Annotated in this window: 15 protein-coding genes; 5 read left to right on the forward strand and 10 right to left on the reverse strand. The window is 66.4% G+C overall.

The features are described from left to right. Window position 1: 1 nt before the first annotated feature. From ttcA to MFF62_RS16105, 3 genes are all read right to left on the reverse strand, one after another. Window positions 2-943, reverse strand: coding sequence for a tRNA 2-thiocytidine(32) synthetase TtcA (ttcA, locus tag MFF62_RS16095; protein ID WP_238264124.1), 942 nt, complete (start codon window positions 941-943; stop codon window positions 2-4). 125 nt (window positions 944-1,068) lie between these two features. Continuing rightward, the gene (locus tag MFF62_RS16100) at window positions 1,069-1,467 is read right to left on the reverse strand and encodes a dihydroneopterin aldolase (protein WP_238264125.1); all 399 of its coding nucleotides are present in this window, start codon (window positions 1,465-1,467) and stop codon (window positions 1,069-1,071) included. Window positions 1,468-1,491: 24 nt separating this feature from the next. Further along, complete coding sequence (locus tag MFF62_RS16105) at window positions 1,492-2,301, reverse strand: SDR family oxidoreductase (RefSeq protein WP_238264126.1); 810 nt, start codon at window positions 2,299-2,301, stop codon at window positions 1,492-1,494. 16 nt (window positions 2,302-2,317) lie between these two features. On the opposite strand from MFF62_RS16105, the gene MFF62_RS16110 reads away from it, so the two are divergent. Together MFF62_RS16110 and MFF62_RS16115 are read left to right on the forward strand one after the other, a co-directional pair. Beyond that, complete coding sequence (locus MFF62_RS16110) at window positions 2,318-3,496, forward strand: class I SAM-dependent methyltransferase (RefSeq protein ID WP_238264127.1); 1,179 nt, start codon at window positions 2,318-2,320, stop codon at window positions 3,494-3,496. A gap of 9 nt (window positions 3,497-3,505) precedes the next feature. Beyond that, the gene (locus MFF62_RS16115) at window positions 3,506-3,700 is read left to right on the forward strand and encodes a DUF2905 domain-containing protein (protein ID WP_238264128.1); all 195 of its coding nucleotides are present in this window, start codon (window positions 3,506-3,508) and stop codon (window positions 3,698-3,700) included. Window positions 3,701-3,718: 18 nt separating this feature from the next. Here MFF62_RS16115 and MFF62_RS16120 read toward each other — a convergent pair whose 3' ends face one another. The 4 genes from MFF62_RS16120 to MFF62_RS16135 all read right to left on the reverse strand — a co-directional run bounded on the left by MFF62_RS16120 (window position 3,719) and on the right by MFF62_RS16135 (window position 8,879). Beyond that, a complete protein-coding gene (locus MFF62_RS16120; protein WP_238264129.1) occupies window positions 3,719-4,960 on the reverse strand; it encodes a multifunctional CCA addition/repair protein in 1,242 nt (413 codons plus the stop codon). Between the two features lie 6 nt (window positions 4,961-4,966). Further along, a complete protein-coding gene (locus MFF62_RS16125; protein ID WP_238264130.1) occupies window positions 4,967-5,656 on the reverse strand; it encodes a glutathione S-transferase family protein in 690 nt (229 codons plus the stop codon). 158 nt (window positions 5,657-5,814) lie between these two features. Next, window positions 5,815-6,837 (reverse strand): complex I NDUFA9 subunit family protein, encoded by a 1,023-nt coding sequence (locus MFF62_RS16130; RefSeq protein ID WP_238264131.1) that lies wholly within the window; start codon window positions 6,835-6,837, stop codon window positions 5,815-5,817. A gap of 74 nt (window positions 6,838-6,911) precedes the next feature. After that, window positions 6,912-8,879, reverse strand: a complete 1,968-nt coding sequence (locus MFF62_RS16135; protein ID WP_238264132.1) for a lytic transglycosylase domain-containing protein — start codon at window positions 8,877-8,879, stop codon at window positions 6,912-6,914. A 101-nt stretch (window positions 8,880-8,980) separates the two neighbouring features. Between MFF62_RS16135 and MFF62_RS16140 the strand changes: the two genes are divergently transcribed. The 3 genes from MFF62_RS16140 to MFF62_RS16150 all read left to right on the forward strand — a co-directional run bounded on the left by MFF62_RS16140 (window position 8,981) and on the right by MFF62_RS16150 (window position 11,681). Further along, window positions 8,981-9,589: a 5-formyltetrahydrofolate cyclo-ligase gene (locus MFF62_RS16140; protein WP_238264133.1), complete on the forward strand. Its 609-nt coding sequence runs from the start codon at window positions 8,981-8,983 to the stop codon at window positions 9,587-9,589. 61 nt (window positions 9,590-9,650) lie between these two features. Beyond that, window positions 9,651-10,334: a DUF2846 domain-containing protein gene (locus MFF62_RS16145; protein ID WP_238264134.1), complete on the forward strand. Its 684-nt coding sequence runs from the start codon at window positions 9,651-9,653 to the stop codon at window positions 10,332-10,334. Between the two features lie 81 nt (window positions 10,335-10,415). Continuing rightward, on the forward strand, window positions 10,416-11,681 hold the full coding sequence (locus MFF62_RS16150) for a S1 family peptidase (RefSeq protein WP_238264135.1): 1,266 nt from the start codon (window positions 10,416-10,418) through the stop codon (window positions 11,679-11,681). On the opposite strand, the gene MFF62_RS16155 is transcribed toward MFF62_RS16150, so the two are convergent. The 3 genes from MFF62_RS16155 to MFF62_RS16165 all read right to left on the reverse strand — a co-directional run bounded on the left by MFF62_RS16155 (window position 11,678) and on the right by MFF62_RS16165 (window position 13,907). Next, the gene (locus MFF62_RS16155; protein WP_238264136.1) at window positions 11,678-12,436 is read right to left on the reverse strand and encodes a Mut7-C ubiquitin/RNAse domain-containing protein; all 759 of its coding nucleotides are present in this window, start codon (window positions 12,434-12,436) and stop codon (window positions 11,678-11,680) included. The genes MFF62_RS16150 and MFF62_RS16155 overlap by 4 nt on opposite strands. Before the next feature lie 244 nt (window positions 12,437-12,680). Then, a complete protein-coding gene (gene metF / locus MFF62_RS16160; protein WP_238264137.1) occupies window positions 12,681-13,511 on the reverse strand; it encodes a methylenetetrahydrofolate reductase [NAD(P)H] in 831 nt (276 codons plus the stop codon). A gap of 48 nt (window positions 13,512-13,559) precedes the next feature. Continuing rightward, a complete protein-coding gene (locus MFF62_RS16165; RefSeq protein ID WP_238264138.1) occupies window positions 13,560-13,907 on the reverse strand; it encodes a phage holin family protein in 348 nt (115 codons plus the stop codon). Between the last annotated feature and the right edge of the window lie 28 nt (window positions 13,908-13,935).

Raw genomic sequence — 13,935 nt, forward strand, 5'->3', positions numbered from 1 at the left:
GTCAGGCCGACTGCCCTGGCAGCTCGGTCTGTTCCGACGGCTTCTGCAGCTTGTCGAACCTGACGAATTCCATCCGGTTCGCATCGACATTGCCCGTGAACTGCAGCGCCTGCTGGCTGTAGGTGGTCTCACCGAACAGCGACGCCTCGTCAACCTTTGCCAGGCCGGTGGCCAGCCCAGTGAACGGGAACAGCTCGGTGTCCGCCAGGTGCGACGGCACCACGTTGCGCAGCGCCGCGAAGATATTGTCGGTGCGGCCCGGGTTCTCGCGTTCCCACTGCTGGATCATCTCGCTGACCTTCTTGCGCTGCAGGTTTTCCTGCGAGCCGCAGAGATTGCACGGAATGATCGGGAATTCCATCGCGCGTGCGTACGACGCGATGTCCTTTTCCGCGCAGTAGGCCAGCGGGCGGATCACGATGTGCTGGCCGTCGTCGGTCGCCAGCTTCGGCGGCATGGCCTTCATCTTGCCGCCAAAGAACATGTTCAGGAAGAACGTGTTCACGATGTCGTCGCGGTGGTGGCCCAGCGCGATCTTGTTCGCGCCCAGTTCCTTGGCCGTGCGGTAGATCACCCCCCGGCGCAGCCGCGAGCACAGCGAACACGTGGTCTTGCCCTCGGGCACCTTCTCCTTGACGATCGAGTAGGTGTCGGCCTCGACGATCACGTATTCCACGCCCAGCGACTTCAGGTACTCGGGCAGGATGTGCTCTGGGAACCCCGGCTGCTTCTGGTCCAGGTTCATCGCGATGAGCTTGAACTGCACCGGCGCTCGCTTCTGCAGCGCCATCAGCACCGACAGCATCGTGTACGAATCCTTGCCGCCACTCATGCACACGAGCACGGTGTCGCCGTCCTCGATCATGCCGAAGTCGTGGATGGCCTTGCCCGTCTGCGACTGCAGGCGGGTTTCCAGGCGATAGAAGTTCGCGGAGTGACTCATAAGACGTACCTGTAACGGACGCGGCGCTGAAAAATGGCCTGCCGCCCGAAAGAAATGCCGGAATTGACGGGGCAATATTCTACTGGACCGGTCTGACCGGCGTGCGCGCCCGCCGCCCGACCGTCTCAGCCCTGCTTGATATGGAATACCTCGACGCCGACCGAGTCGCAGTCCGGGTACACATCGGGCTTCTCGGTCGACACCCGCACGGCGCGCACCTTGGGATGCTGGAGCATGGAGCGCGCCACGTCGTCGCACAGCGTTTCCTGCAGGTGGATATGTCCCTGCGCCATGCGCGCGGCCACCGTGTTGCGCATGAAGTCGTAGTCGACCACTTCGTCGAGCTTGTCGGCCTGCGGCGTGGTCTCGGCCAGCGACACGAACAGGTCGATGTTCACGAGCACGCGCTGTTCGCCCTTTTTCTCGAATTCGTGCACGCCGATGTTGATCTGCACCTCGTAGTTGCGCAGGAACATGCGACGGCAGTCAAGCAGGCTGGGATGGGAAAGGGCGGCAAAGGTCATGGCGGAGTCAATCAAGTTACGGCTTTATTCAGTCAGGAACATCACGTCGCGGGCCAGCGGCATCAGGTGCTGGCCTCCGTCGACGTACAGCGTGGTGCCGGTCACGGCGTGCGCCACCGCAAGGTAGGCCACCGCCTTGGCGATATCGTCGGGCGTGCTCGACTTGCCCAGCGGCGTCATGCCGTGGGCCCGCACGAAGCCGGGGTCCGACTGGTCGCCGGACACCAGCGTGATGCCGGGCGCCACGCCGACCACGCGCAGGCGCGGCGCCAGCGCCTGGGCCAGTTGCACGGTGGCCGTCTGCAGCGCCGCCTTGGACAGCGTGTACGACAGGAAATCGGGGTTCAGGTTGTTGAGCTTCTGGTCCAGCAGGTTGATCACCACGCCACGCTGCTCGGTCTCGTTGCCATCGGCCCCAAGCGCCTTGTGCATCTCACGCGCCAGCAGCAGCGGCGCCGCCACGTTGGTGCGCATATGCGTGTCGAGCGACGCGTACGAGAAGCTCGTGGCCACGTCGTACTGGAACAGCGACGCGTTGTTGACCAGGCAGGCCGGCGCACCAAGCGCGGCCACGCATGCGGCAACCAGCTTGCTGGCGGCGGCTTCGTCGGCCAGGTCGGCCTGCAGCACGGCGGCACGGCGGCCCAGGCCGCGGATCTGCGTGGCCAGCGCCTCGGCTTCGTCGCGCGAGCGGTTGCAGTGGATGGCAACGTCCCAGCCCTGCGTGGCGAGCTCCAGCGCGATGGCACGGCCCAGGCGGCGCGCGCCACCGGTCACCAGCGCCACGCCGCGCGATTGGACGCCCACGGCGCCCTGAGTATTCGAATCTGGCATTGCTACAATTCGCGGTATGCAGAAAGTCGCTAGTCTACCCCTTCCCTCCCCGGATGCGCTCGGCGCCTCCAAGGCCCTGTCCACCGCCATTGCCGACGCCATTGCGGCCGCCGGCGGATGGATCGGCTTCGACCGCTTCATGTCGCTCGCGCTCTACGCCCCGCGCCTGGGCTACTACAGCGGCGGCGCCGCCAAGTTCGGGCGTGACGCCAACGACGGCAGCGACTTCATCACCGCCCCGGAACTGACGCCGTTCTTTGCGCGGACGCTGGCTCGCCAGTTCGCCCCGCTGATCGGCATGTCCCTGCCGCGCGTAATGGAATTCGGCGCCGGCACCGGCCGGCTGGCGGCCGACCTGCTGCTCGCGCTGGAAACCGAAGGCGCGCTGCCCGATACCTACAGCATCGTCGAACTGTCCGGCGAACTGCGCGCACGCCAGCAGGACACGCTGGCGCAGCGCGCGCCGCATCTGGCCAGCCGCGTGCAATGGCTCGACGCACTGCCCGATGCCTTCGAAGGCATCGTGGTCGGCAACGAGGTGCTGGATGCCATGCCGGTGCGGCTGTTCGCACGCATCGGCGGCCAGTGGCATGAACGCGGCGTGGCGCGCGATGGCGAAGCCTTCGCGTTCGAAGACCGTCCGCTCGATGCGGCGGCGATCCCCGCGCCATTGCTGGAGGTTCCGGGCGATCACGACGTGGTGACCGAAACCCATGCCGAGGCCGAGGGATTTACGCGCGCCGTCGGCGCCCTGCTGAAGCGCGGCGCGGCCTTCTTCATCGATTACGGCTTCCCGGCGGCGGAGTACTACCACGCGCAGCGCGTCGGCGGCACGCTGATGTGCCACTACCGCCATCATGCGCACCCCGACCCGTTCCTGTATCCGGGCCTGCAGGACATCACCGCCCACGTGAACTTCACCGGCATCGCCGAGGCGGCCGTCGATGCGGGGCTCACCGTCGCGGGCTTTGCCTCGCAGGCGCGCTTCCTGATGAATGCCGGCATCACTGAACTGATGATGTCGCTGGACCCGTCCGATGCGCGCAACTTCCTTCCGCAGGCCAACGCCGTGCAGAAGCTGCTCAGCGAAGCGGAAATGGGCGAAGTGTTCAAGGTCATCGCGCTGACGCGCGATCTCGACGATGCCTTGCCGCTGGACGGCTTCGCCCGTGGCGACCGCAGCTACGCACTCTGAGCCACCATCATGCTGCGCTGGACCTTTACCATCTTCCTCTGCGTGATCGTGCTCTCGGCGGCGTTGCCGTGGCTGCAGCGCATTGGCCTTGGGCGCTTGCCCGGGGACGTGCGATTCCGGTTGTTCGGGCGCGAATACGTGCTGCCGTTTGCGTCGACGATCCTGCTGTCGTTGGTGGCGCTCCTGATCGGCAAGTTTCTGTAGGCTCGCGTCGGCGGGGAACTACTCCGCCAGCCCGAGCCGCGCAGCCACCGCTGCCACGCGTGCCTTGTGCACGCGATCCTTGATCAGGTCCACTCGATCCGCGCAGGCTTTGGCGATGGCGCCAGCGTCTATCGATGCCGCCGCCTCGCGCGCCGCCAGCAGTCGTGCCGCCTGCGGATAGTCGCGATCCTCGAAACCCAGGCGGCCGCGCGCATCGGCCTCGCACGCCTGCAGGGCCTGGACGAACCGGTCGGGCTTGCGCAGCGCGTCGCTGCGCTCCACCAGCCGCGTCAACGCCGCCGCCCCGAATTCCGACGAGCGATGGATATTGCCGTGCTCGCGCGCCACCACCAACGCCAGCTCCCGGCAATCGTTGGGTACACGCAGCCGCTTGCAGACATCTTCCAGCAGGTCGACGCTGCGCTGCTCGTGGCCGATATGGCGCGGCAGCACGTCTTCGGGCGTGGTGCCCTTGCCCAGGTCATGGGTCAGCGCGGCAAAGCGCACCGGCAGCGCAAAGCCCTGCGCCGCGGCATAGTCGAGCACCATCATCACGTGCACGCCGGTATCCACCTCGGGATGGTAGTCGGCCCGTTGCGGCACGCCCCACAGGCGGTCCAGTTCCGGCAGCAGCCTGGCCAGCGCGCCGCACTCGCGCAGCACGTCGAACATGCGCGACGGCGTGGCTTCCATCAGCCCCCGTGCGATTTCCTGCCAGACGCGCTCGGGCACCAGTGCATCGACCTCGCCCATGTCCACCATCTTGCGCATCAGCGCGACGGTCTCGGGCGCCACCGAAAAATCATCGAAACGCGCCGCAAAGCGGGCCGCGCGCAGGATGCGCACCGGGTCTTCGGCAAACGCGTCCGACACATGGCGGAACAGCCGCGCCTGCAGGTCACGCTGCCCGCCGTACGGATCGACGATCTCGCCTACAAGGTTGTCGTGCTCGTCCACGGCCTGGGCCATCGCGTTGATGGTCAGGTCGCGCCGCACCAGGTCATCTTCCAGCGTGACATCGGGGCCGGTGTAGAACGCAAACCCCTTGTAGCCCACCGCCGTCTTGCGCTCGGTACGCGCCAGCGCGTACTCAGCCTTGGTGTGCGGATGCAGGAAAACCGGAAAGTCCTTGCCCACCGGCTTGTAGCCGGCGGCCTCCATCTGCTCGGGCGTGGCGCCCACCACCACGTAGTCGCGGTCCTGGCTGGGCTTGCCCAGCAACTGGTCCCGGATGGCCCCGCCGACGGCGTACACCTGCATAGTCAATCAGCCCGTGACGATGATGGCGTCGGCCCGGTCCGGCTGGGTCCGGTACGGTTCGTCTGCCGGCACGAAATCGCGTTCCTCGCGTGCGCCCGCCACCCATTCCTGCATCGCCGGCAACGCCAGCATGAAGTCGGCGTATTCCTTGGCCACTTCGGGCAGGTGCACGCCATACGTGGCAAAGCGGCTGACGACCGGCGCGTAGAACGCATCGGCAATCGTGAATTCGCCAAACAGGAACGGACCCTTGGCACCGAACCGCGCGCGCAGGTCGGTCCAGATCGCGGCAATGCGGTCGACGTCCTGTTGCACGGCCACGTTCCAGCCCAGGCCCGGCAGTACCGCCGTGGCATTCATCGGCATCTGGTTGCGCAGGTTGCCAAAGCCCGAGTGCATTTCGGCGCAGACCGAACGCGCGATGGCACGCGCGGCCACATCGGCCGGCCAGAGTTGCTTCTGCGGAAAGCGCTCGGCCACATATTCCGAGATCGACAGCGAATCCCACACGGTGACGTCGCCATCGACGAGCGCAGGCACTTTGCCGGCCGGCGAATACTGGGCAATCTCGGCGCCGAAGTCCTTGGTGAACAGGCGCAGCGGGATTTCCTCGAAGTCGATGCCGGCATGGCGCAGCAGCAGCCACGGACGCAGCGACCAGGACGAGTAGTTCTTGTTGCCGATGACGAGCTTCATCGTGAATTCCTTGGGGGCGGAAACGGGGGATGCGGGCGCCGACGCAGGATCAAGCGCCCCGAACCAGACATTCTATCGATCCAGCGCACGGCCTCCAAATGAAATGCGCTCGCGTGCCTGTGAGCGCCAGTCACATCGCCACGGCTGTGATCTCCGCGTCAGCGGTGCACGCTGCCGCGCATCGTCTGGAACACGGTATCGCGGTTGCGGCCGGCCAGCACATCGGTCATCACCGCTTCCAGGCTCACCGGGCGCACGCCCAGTTCGGCGGCCATCGGCTGGCCCAGCACGTTGTCGAGCCGCATGGAATCGAGGTTGTCGCGCGACAGCACCGTGCCTCCCGGCATGTGTTCGAGCACGGCCGCCTGCATGCGCGCCAGCGCGTCGGGCAGCGCGATGATCGGCCGTGGATGGCCCGATGCGATGCCGGCAAACTTGACCAGTTCCTCCAGCGTGTACACCTGCGGGCCGCCCAGCTCGTACGCCTGGCCGATGGTCGACGCATTGGCCATCGCATTGACGAACGCCTGCACCACATCCATCACGAACACGGGCTGGAAGCGCGCATGGGCGCAGGCCAGCGGCACCACGGGCGCCATCTGCTGCAACTGGGCGAACAGGTTCAGAAAATGATCGTCGGGGCCGAACACCACCGATGGCCGGAAGATGGTCCAGTCCAGCCCGCTTTCACGCACAAGGCGCTCGCCTTCGCCCTTGCTGCGCAGGTACATCGACGGCCCGTGCGGGTCCGCGCCCAGCGCGCTCATGTGAATCAGGCGGCGAACGCCGGTGCGGTTGCACGCCTCGACGAGCTGCCGGGGCAGGTCGACGTGCGCCGCCGCGAACTGCGGGCCATACGGGTCGGCGCGGTCGCCGTGCAGGATACCCACCAGGTTGACGACGATGCCGTCGACGCCCAGCGAGCCGATGGCGTCGTCCAGCACGGCCGCATCGGCCAGGCCAAGTTCGACCGTCTCCACACGCGGCAGCAGCAACAGGTGCTGGGCGTGCTCGACGTGGCGCGTGGCCACGACGATGCGCTCGGGCGCGATGGGACTATCGGGATTGGAGGCCGGCTCAAGCGGCGCGCCGGAGGCGGACGCCGCGCCGGCCAGGCGGGACACGAGGTGGCTGCCGATAAAGCCGGCGCCCCCGATGACTAGGACATTGCTGGACTGCATGGTGGGCTCCGTGACGTTTTGCGTGACGCTGCACCGATGCGCACGTCACGCCAGCCACGGAGCCACCGCCCGGGTCAGGGCAGGCTGGTCGTCGTGACCGAGGACGGAGCGACCACACCCAGCCGGTCTTTCAGCGACTGGGGACGGCCACTCATCAATGCAGCATAGTACGTAGCGTTGGAAAGCACATTCTTGACATAGACGCGCGTTTCCGTGAACGGGATCGTCTCTGCAAAGATCGCGCCTTCCACGGGCCGCGACAGGCTCGAACGCCACGATTTCGGGCGTCCCGGGCCAGCGTTGTACCCGGCCGACGCCAGCGTCCATGAACTGTCGAGGTCCGTCAGTACCATGCTCATGTAATTTGTACCGAGCAGGATATTGATGTTCGGGTCGCCCATCATCGTCGGCGAGAAGTCGGTCATGCCGATTTTCTTGGCCACGTACTTGGCCGTTGCCGGCATCACCTGCATCAGGCCATGCGCGCCCGCCGATGACCGCGCATTCATGATGAACCGCGATTCCTGGCGGATCAGCCCATACGCCCAGGCCATGTCCAGGCCCACGTCGTCAGTGGCGCGCTGCATGATGTCGCGATACGGCATCGGGAAGCGCTGGGCGAAATCGTGTTCGGCCTTCGTACGGTCCGACGTGTTCACGGTGCGATCCAGCAGCTCGATCTTGCGCGCATACTCGGCCGCGGCCAGCAGCTCGCGGTCGCTCATGCCGCGCAGTTCCCAGTTCCACTCGCGGTTGCCTTCGAAGCGCAGGTTCAGGTCATAGAACTTCTGCGCGCGCACGAAGCCCGGCCGCGTACGCATGGCCATGGCCTCGGCATCGCTGACCGTGGTACGTGCCGGCAGAGAGATGCGGTTGCCCAGTTCCTCGCTGGCCAGCTGGCCGTAGAAATTGAACTGGCCGGCAATCGACTGGAACTGCGCCTGCGCATCGGCGGTGCGGCCATCGGCCTTGAGTGCCCGGGCATACCAGTACGTCCAGGCCGGATCCTTGGCGCGCAGCTCGGCGCGCATCAGTTCCACCGACTGGCGCACCTGCTTCCAGTCACCCTGCCGCAGGGCCGCGCGTACGCGCCATTCCTGCGATTCGTCGGACAGCCACTGGTTGCCGCCGAGATCCATCTGGCGCCGGTAGTAGCCGGCGGCCTCGGGCAGCAGCTTCTTGGCGGCGAACTGGCCGATCACACCCCATGCCGAGCCCTGCTCGTCGCGCGACAGGTTGCCCACGACGGTCGACAGGTAGGCCGATGCCTGCGAGGGATCATTGCGCGCCATCTTGACGACGGTAGCCAGCGCATCGCTGTCCGCGCGTGCGTCGGGCACGGTCGCCGCGATCTTGGCGGCCAGCGTCGTGTAGTTCTGTTCCAGCGCCTGGCGTGCCTGGAAGGCCACGTCGCTGCGCTGGATCTGCTGGCTCTGCGCCAGGTAGCCGACCAGGTCCACGCAGGCGTCGCCGTAATAGCGCGGGTCCACCAGCACGGCGCGCGCCTCGGCCGCCACGTTCTGGCCCTTGAGTGCCTTCGACAGCAGCGCGTAGCACTCCACCTGCGTGTCGTCCTTCAGCACGAACTGCGGGTACTGGATGTCGAAATTGGCCCAGTCGCGCTTCTTGCCCAGCACCAGCAGCCAGTCGTTGCGCATGCGGTCGGCAATGGCCTCGCCCTGGTAGCGTTGCAGGAAGGCCGCCACCTCGGCATCGGGCGCGTCGATGCGTGCCTGGCCGCCGGTGTCGAACATCTGCGGCTTGATGCGGAAGTACTCGACGTACGACGGAATCGGATAGTCGACCAGCGTGGCCGAGATAGCGGCGGCGCGGTCAGGGTCGTTCTTGCGGGCCGCTTCGCGCAGCGCCACGAAGGCATCGTCCGGATTGGACGGGATCACGGTCTGCGCGGCCGGTTGCTGCGGCGCCGGGCGCACGGGCGCCGGTTTCTTCTGGGCAAAAGCCGGCGTGGCCAGCAGTGCGCCTGCGAATGCCAGCCATGCGATGCGGCCTGCGCTGCGCAGATATACTCCCTTCGGCATGCTTTGCTTATCCCTTATGTGGTCGCGCGTGCCCATGAAAAACAGGCACGCCAATATTCGTTTGTCTTTGAATGTCTGATCGCTGGCCATTATTGCACGCCATGCCACCTTCCCAAGCGCCGGACAACGGCCCGGACGCCCGCCAATTCCCCGCCAACGCCGACCGGCGCGCACTGCGCCGCGAACTGCTCGCCTTGCGTGCCGCGCTGCCCGGCCGCGCCGCTGCCGATGCCCGCATCCATGCCGCGCTGGCGCCGCTTCTCGACCGGCTCGGCGTGAGAAAACTGGGCTTCTACTGGCCGATCCAGCAGGAATTCGACGCTCGCGACACCGTGGCGCGCTGGCTGCACGGCATGCCCGGCCGCGTGGCCGCCCTGCCCGTGGTCGCCGCGCCGGGCACGCCACTCGATTTCCATCTCTGGACCCCCGACACGACGATGCGCGCCGGACATTACGGCATCCCGGTGCCGGATGGCACCGAGGCCGTGACACCCGACGCGCTGCTCATTCCCTGTGTCGGTTTCAGCGCCAACAAGTTCCGTCTGGGCTACGGCGGCGGCTTCTATGACCGCACGCTGGCCGCCCTGGCCCAGGCCGGCGCCACGCCGGTGGCCATCGGCATCGGCTTCGCGGCCTGCCAGATCCCGCTTGTTGCACAGATGCACGACCTGCCCATGGATTGGCTGGTGACGGAGAACGGGGTGATGTAATCTCCCGGAACCGTCCGGAGTGGCGGGACAAGAACAAACAACAAGAAAAGCAGGGGAACAAATGAGAATGACGGGTAGGGTCACGTGGGTCTTTGCGGCCGCCGTGCTGTTGTCCGGCTGCGCAGCCACCGGACCAAGCTTCCAGGAAATGGCATCGTCGATTCCGACGCTGGGCGGTGACGCCGGCCGGGTCTATTTCGTGCGCGATTTCACGCCGATCGGCATGGCCATCCAGCCGGAGTTGCGCGTGAACGATGAAGTGGTGGGCCGCAGTCGCCCCGGCGGCTTCTTCTATATCGACCGCAAGGCAGGCACCTACGTGGCGTCCGGCACGACCGAGGTGGACTCGGAATACACGTTCGACCTGAAGGCCGGCGAGACCCGGTATATCCGTACGTCGATCAGCATGGGCATCCTGGCCGGGCGCCTGAACTTCCAGGAAGAGCCCGCCGCCAATGGCAACGCGATGGTGGCCAAGCTGTCCTACACGGGGGATGCGCCTACGACCACTGGCGATATCCAGTCGGCGTCCACGTCCGGCACCGGCCGCGCGCGCGTTTCCACGTCGCCGGCAGCCACCGTCGCAACGTCCACGCCTACGTCGACTTCGGCGCCCGCCATCGCCGCACTGGCGCCGGCACCGGCACCCGCGAAGCCGGCTGCGGCGACCGTGGCAGCACGCCCGACCGATGCCGGCAAGGCCGTCACGCTCGACGACCTGCGCTACCTGCTCCCCACCCGTTGATACCTGCCGCCCCGCGCCTTGCCCGCACGGGCCGGCGCGCTGACGCCCCACGTTCACCGATGCTTCGTGCCAGCCCGAACCATGCGTAACCCTTACCTTAGCGCCAGCGTGGGCCTGATCGCCCTGAACGTCCTGCTTGCGTCCCCCGCCTTCGCCCTCGACACCGCCCAGATGCTCGCGAAAGTCTCGCCAAGCGTCTATACCGTGGCCACCTATGGGCCGCAGCGCGCGCCCCTGTCCACGGGCTCGGCGGTCGTCATCGGCCCGGGCCAGCTCGTCACCACCTGCCACGTGCTGGCAGGCGCGCGTTCGGTGACGATCCAGCGCGACAACATCAGCTACGGCGCCACGCTGGAAGCGCCCGACGTGGAACGCGACATCTGCCTGCTCAAGGTGGCCAACTTCAATGCGCCCGCCGCCACCGTTGCCGCCAGCGCGCCGGCCTTCGCCCAGCGCGTCTTCACCGGTGTCGCCACCGAGGACGGCCGCGTGTCGATGAACCAGGGCGCCGTGGCCGGCATGCGCGCCGGCGCCGACGGCGGTCTGGATCGCATCCAGGCATCGATCGCGCCCGCCGCCCAGATCGAAGGCGGCGGCCTGTTCGACGATAGCGGCCGGCTGGTTGGCGTGCTGACACGCGCCAGTGCCGGCGACACGCTGACCAGCGCCTTGCCTGCCGCATGGATCGCCTCGGCATCCACACGCAGTACGCGAGCGCTAGCCAGCTATACGCCGGGACCCGCACCCGTTGCCGCAACCGCGCCTGCATCGGCCGCCGCCCAGGCAACGGCGCCCAACGAGTCGCCCCGCGTCGGCGAGACGTGGCGCTACGAACTGACCGACAGGCTCACCGGCGTCAAGCGCGACGTGGTTTATCGGATCGATCGCATCGATGGCGACAAGGTCACCTTCAATCAGGGCGCCCGCGTGGAATCGCGCGACGGCCGCGTGCAGAAACTGAATACGTCCGTGGGCGGTGAGTTCGACGTGCTCAGCCCGCCAGGCGGCTGGGTACCGGAGAACGTCAAACCCGGCATGGTCTGGAAGTATTCGTACAAGGCGCCCGGCAGCGGCGCCGCGACGGAACTCGAAGGCCGCGTGACAGGGCAGAGCCCGATCCGCCTGCCGATGGGCGAGTTCCAGGCATTGCGTATCAGCTATGAAGGCATGCAGTTGCGGTCTTTCTACGCGGCCAGCGCCCTGGGGAGCCTTGTTGCCGTGCCGTACAAGATCGTCGTCTGGTACGTGCCGGACCTGCAGCGCGTGGTGAAGTTCGATGCCACGTTCATCCACAAGTACGACCGGCTGGACGAAAGCATGACGCTGGTCGAACATCGCTTCGACTAGTCCGCAGGTTCGTCCGGCTGCCCCAACAGTTCGTCGATCAGCTCGCGCATGCGCTTCCAGTGCGAGCCTTCCCAGAACACGCGGTGGCAGCGCGGGCACGTGACAAAGCGCTCGTGGCGCTCGAACACGCCGTCGGGCACATGGCCTTCGGCGTCGGCCTTGTCGATCCGGTGCAGCGGCACGTTGCAGGTCAGGCATAGCGCGAATGGCCGCGCGCTGCGCGCCAGGTCAAGCCGCGCGAATATCTCGCGCGCCTGCAACGACGACTTGATCGCCCGCACGTAGCAGCCGTGGGTGATCTCGCGCCGCTTCAGCAGTTCGCGGTCGCGCGTCAGCACCACGCGCTGCTCGGCGGCAGCAATGCGGGCAATCTCGCTGTCCTCGAAATGGTTGTCGTAGAGCGTGTCGAAACCGGTCATGCGCAGCAGGTGCGCCAGGCCGCCCAGATGGGCATCGGCGACAAACCGCATGGTGCGCAGCGGGTGCTCGCGCACACGCAGCAGTGGCGTGACGTCGAGCGCTTCGAACTTGGGATAGACGGCCACGCGGTCACCGTCCCGGACCACGCGCTCGAACGGCGACGATTCGCCATTCACGAGGATCAGATCCACCTCGGTGTGCGGCACGCCCAGCGACTCGATCATGTGCTTGACCGTGGCCGCGCGTGCGCAAGGGCACGACAGGTCCCGGCGGCGCTGCGATGGCGCCAGAAAGTCGTTCAGTTCCTCGTAGAAACGGAAAGTGGCGGTGACCATGGCGGCGAGTATGCCACCGTTGGGGCGGGGGGGGGGGCGCCGCTGGCTAATGCTGCCCTACTGTTTGCTCCCCTCTCCACTTGTTTCGCTCCCCTCTCCCGCATGGCGGGAGAGGGGTTGGGGGAGAGGGCAAGGCGGTTCAAATTGCGACCGCTTTCGGCAAGCAGAACCTAGTTGCCCTCACCCCCCCGCCCCTCTCCCGCGTTGCGGGAGAGGGGAGAAAAACCGAGGGGAGCAAGAAGACTTACAGCTTCAACCGCTGCCAGATCGCCTTGGTGGCTGCCGCCGTGTTCAACGTGTAGAAATGCAGCCCCGGCACACCCGCATCCAGCAGACGTTCACAGAGGCCCGTCACCACGTCCAGGCCGAACGCGCGGATCGATTCCTTGTCGTCGCCGAATGATTCGAGCCGCTTTGCCACCCAGCGCGGCACTTCCGAGCCACACATCTCCGAGAAGCGCATCAGTTGCGAGTAGTTGGTGATCGGCATGATGCCCGGCACGATCGGCACGTCCACGCCCTGCGCGCGCACGTCGTCCACAAAGCGGAAGTACGAGTCGGCGTTGAAGAAGTACTGCGTGATCGCCGAGTTGGCGCCGGCCTTCACCTTGCGGACGAAGTTGTCCAGGTCATGGCGCGGCGAGCGGGCCTGCGGGTGGTACTCGGGATAGGCCGCCACTTCGATGTTGAACCAGTCACCGGTCTCCGCGCGGATGAACTCGACCAGCTCGTTCGCATAGCGGAACTCGCCGATCTCGCCCATGCCCGACGGCATGTCGCCGCGCAGCGCCACGATATGGCGGATGCCGTTGTCGCGATAGGTCGTCAGGATGTCGCGGATGCTCTCGCGCGACGAGCCCACGCACGACAGGTGCGGCGCGGCCTCGATGCCCTCGCGCTGGATCTCCAGCACGGCGTCCAGCGTGCCCTGCTGCGTGGTGCCACCGGCGCCAAACGTCACCGAGATGTACTTGGGCTGCAGCGGCGCCAGCTGCGCGCGGGTATTGCGCAGCTTTTCCGCGCCCTCCGCCGTCTTGGGCGGGAAGAATTCAAAGCTGTAGTAGCGATCAGTCATGATTGGCACGCCGCGAGGGCGGCGCCCGGAATGTGGTCAGTCGCGCCTTTAGTCGCGCTCGCCCAGCAGCACGCTGGCAAGGATCGTCGAGATGACGCTATAGAGAATCGAACCCAGCAGCGCGGCGCCAAATCCCTGCACGACAAACCCTGACAGCAGGTTGCCGACAAACAGGAACAACAGCGCGTTGATGATGAAGATGAACAGGCCCAGCGTCAGCAGCGTGACCGGCAGGGTCAGGATCACCAGGATCGGCCGGATTAGCGTATTGACCAGGCCCAGCACCAGCGCGGCGATCATCGCCGACCCGAAACCGCGCAATTCGATGCCGCTGAGCAGGTAGCTCACCAGAAACAGCGAAGCAGCGTTGATGATCCAGACGGCCAACAGTCTCATTGGGACTCCCTTGTTCTCGGTTGGATAA

The sequence above is a fragment of the Cupriavidus pauculus genome (genome assembly GCF_022179805.1).
In the GTDB taxonomy this organism is placed as follows: domain Bacteria; phylum Pseudomonadota; class Gammaproteobacteria; order Burkholderiales; family Burkholderiaceae; genus Cupriavidus; species Cupriavidus pauculus_E.

Bases quoted from the DNA above. Each gene is read 5' to 3' on its own strand.
- MFF62_RS16105 (WP_238264126.1), bottom strand. From the start codon at position 2,301: ATGCCAGATTCGAATACTCAGGGCGCCGTGGGCGTCCAATCGCGCGGC.
- metF (WP_238264137.1), bottom strand. From the start codon at position 13,511: ATGACTGATCGCTACTACAGCTTTGAATTCTTCCCGCCCAAGACGGCG.
- MFF62_RS16125 (WP_238264130.1), bottom strand. From the start codon at position 5,656: ATGAAGCTCGTCATCGGCAACAAGAACTACTCGTCCTGGTCGCTGCGT.
- MFF62_RS16110 (WP_238264127.1), top strand. From the start codon at position 2,318: ATGCAGAAAGTCGCTAGTCTACCCCTTCCCTCCCCGGATGCGCTCGGC.
- MFF62_RS16100 (WP_238264125.1), bottom strand. From the start codon at position 1,467: ATGACCTTTGCCGCCCTTTCCCATCCCAGCCTGCTTGACTGCCGTCGC.
- ttcA (WP_238264124.1), bottom strand. From the start codon at position 943: ATGAGTCACTCCGCGAACTTCTATCGCCTGGAAACCCGCCTGCAGTCG.
- MFF62_RS16145 (WP_238264134.1), top strand. From the start codon at position 9,651: ATGAGAATGACGGGTAGGGTCACGTGGGTCTTTGCGGCCGCCGTGCTG.
- MFF62_RS16155 (WP_238264136.1), bottom strand. From the start codon at position 12,436: ATGGTCACCGCCACTTTCCGTTTCTACGAGGAACTGAACGACTTTCTG.
- MFF62_RS16165 (WP_238264138.1), bottom strand. From the start codon at position 13,907: ATGAGACTGTTGGCCGTCTGGATCATCAACGCTGCTTCGCTGTTTCTG.
- MFF62_RS16135 (WP_238264132.1), bottom strand. From the start codon at position 8,879: ATGCCGAAGGGAGTATATCTGCGCAGCGCAGGCCGCATCGCATGGCTG.
- MFF62_RS16120 (WP_238264129.1), bottom strand. From the start codon at position 4,960: ATGCAGGTGTACGCCGTCGGCGGGGCCATCCGGGACCAGTTGCTGGGC.
- MFF62_RS16150 (WP_238264135.1), top strand. From the start codon at position 10,416: ATGCGTAACCCTTACCTTAGCGCCAGCGTGGGCCTGATCGCCCTGAAC.
- MFF62_RS16130 (WP_238264131.1), bottom strand. From the start codon at position 6,837: ATGCAGTCCAGCAATGTCCTAGTCATCGGGGGCGCCGGCTTTATCGGC.
- MFF62_RS16115 (WP_238264128.1), top strand. From the start codon at position 3,506: ATGCTGCGCTGGACCTTTACCATCTTCCTCTGCGTGATCGTGCTCTCG.
- MFF62_RS16140 (WP_238264133.1), top strand. From the start codon at position 8,981: ATGCCACCTTCCCAAGCGCCGGACAACGGCCCGGACGCCCGCCAATTC.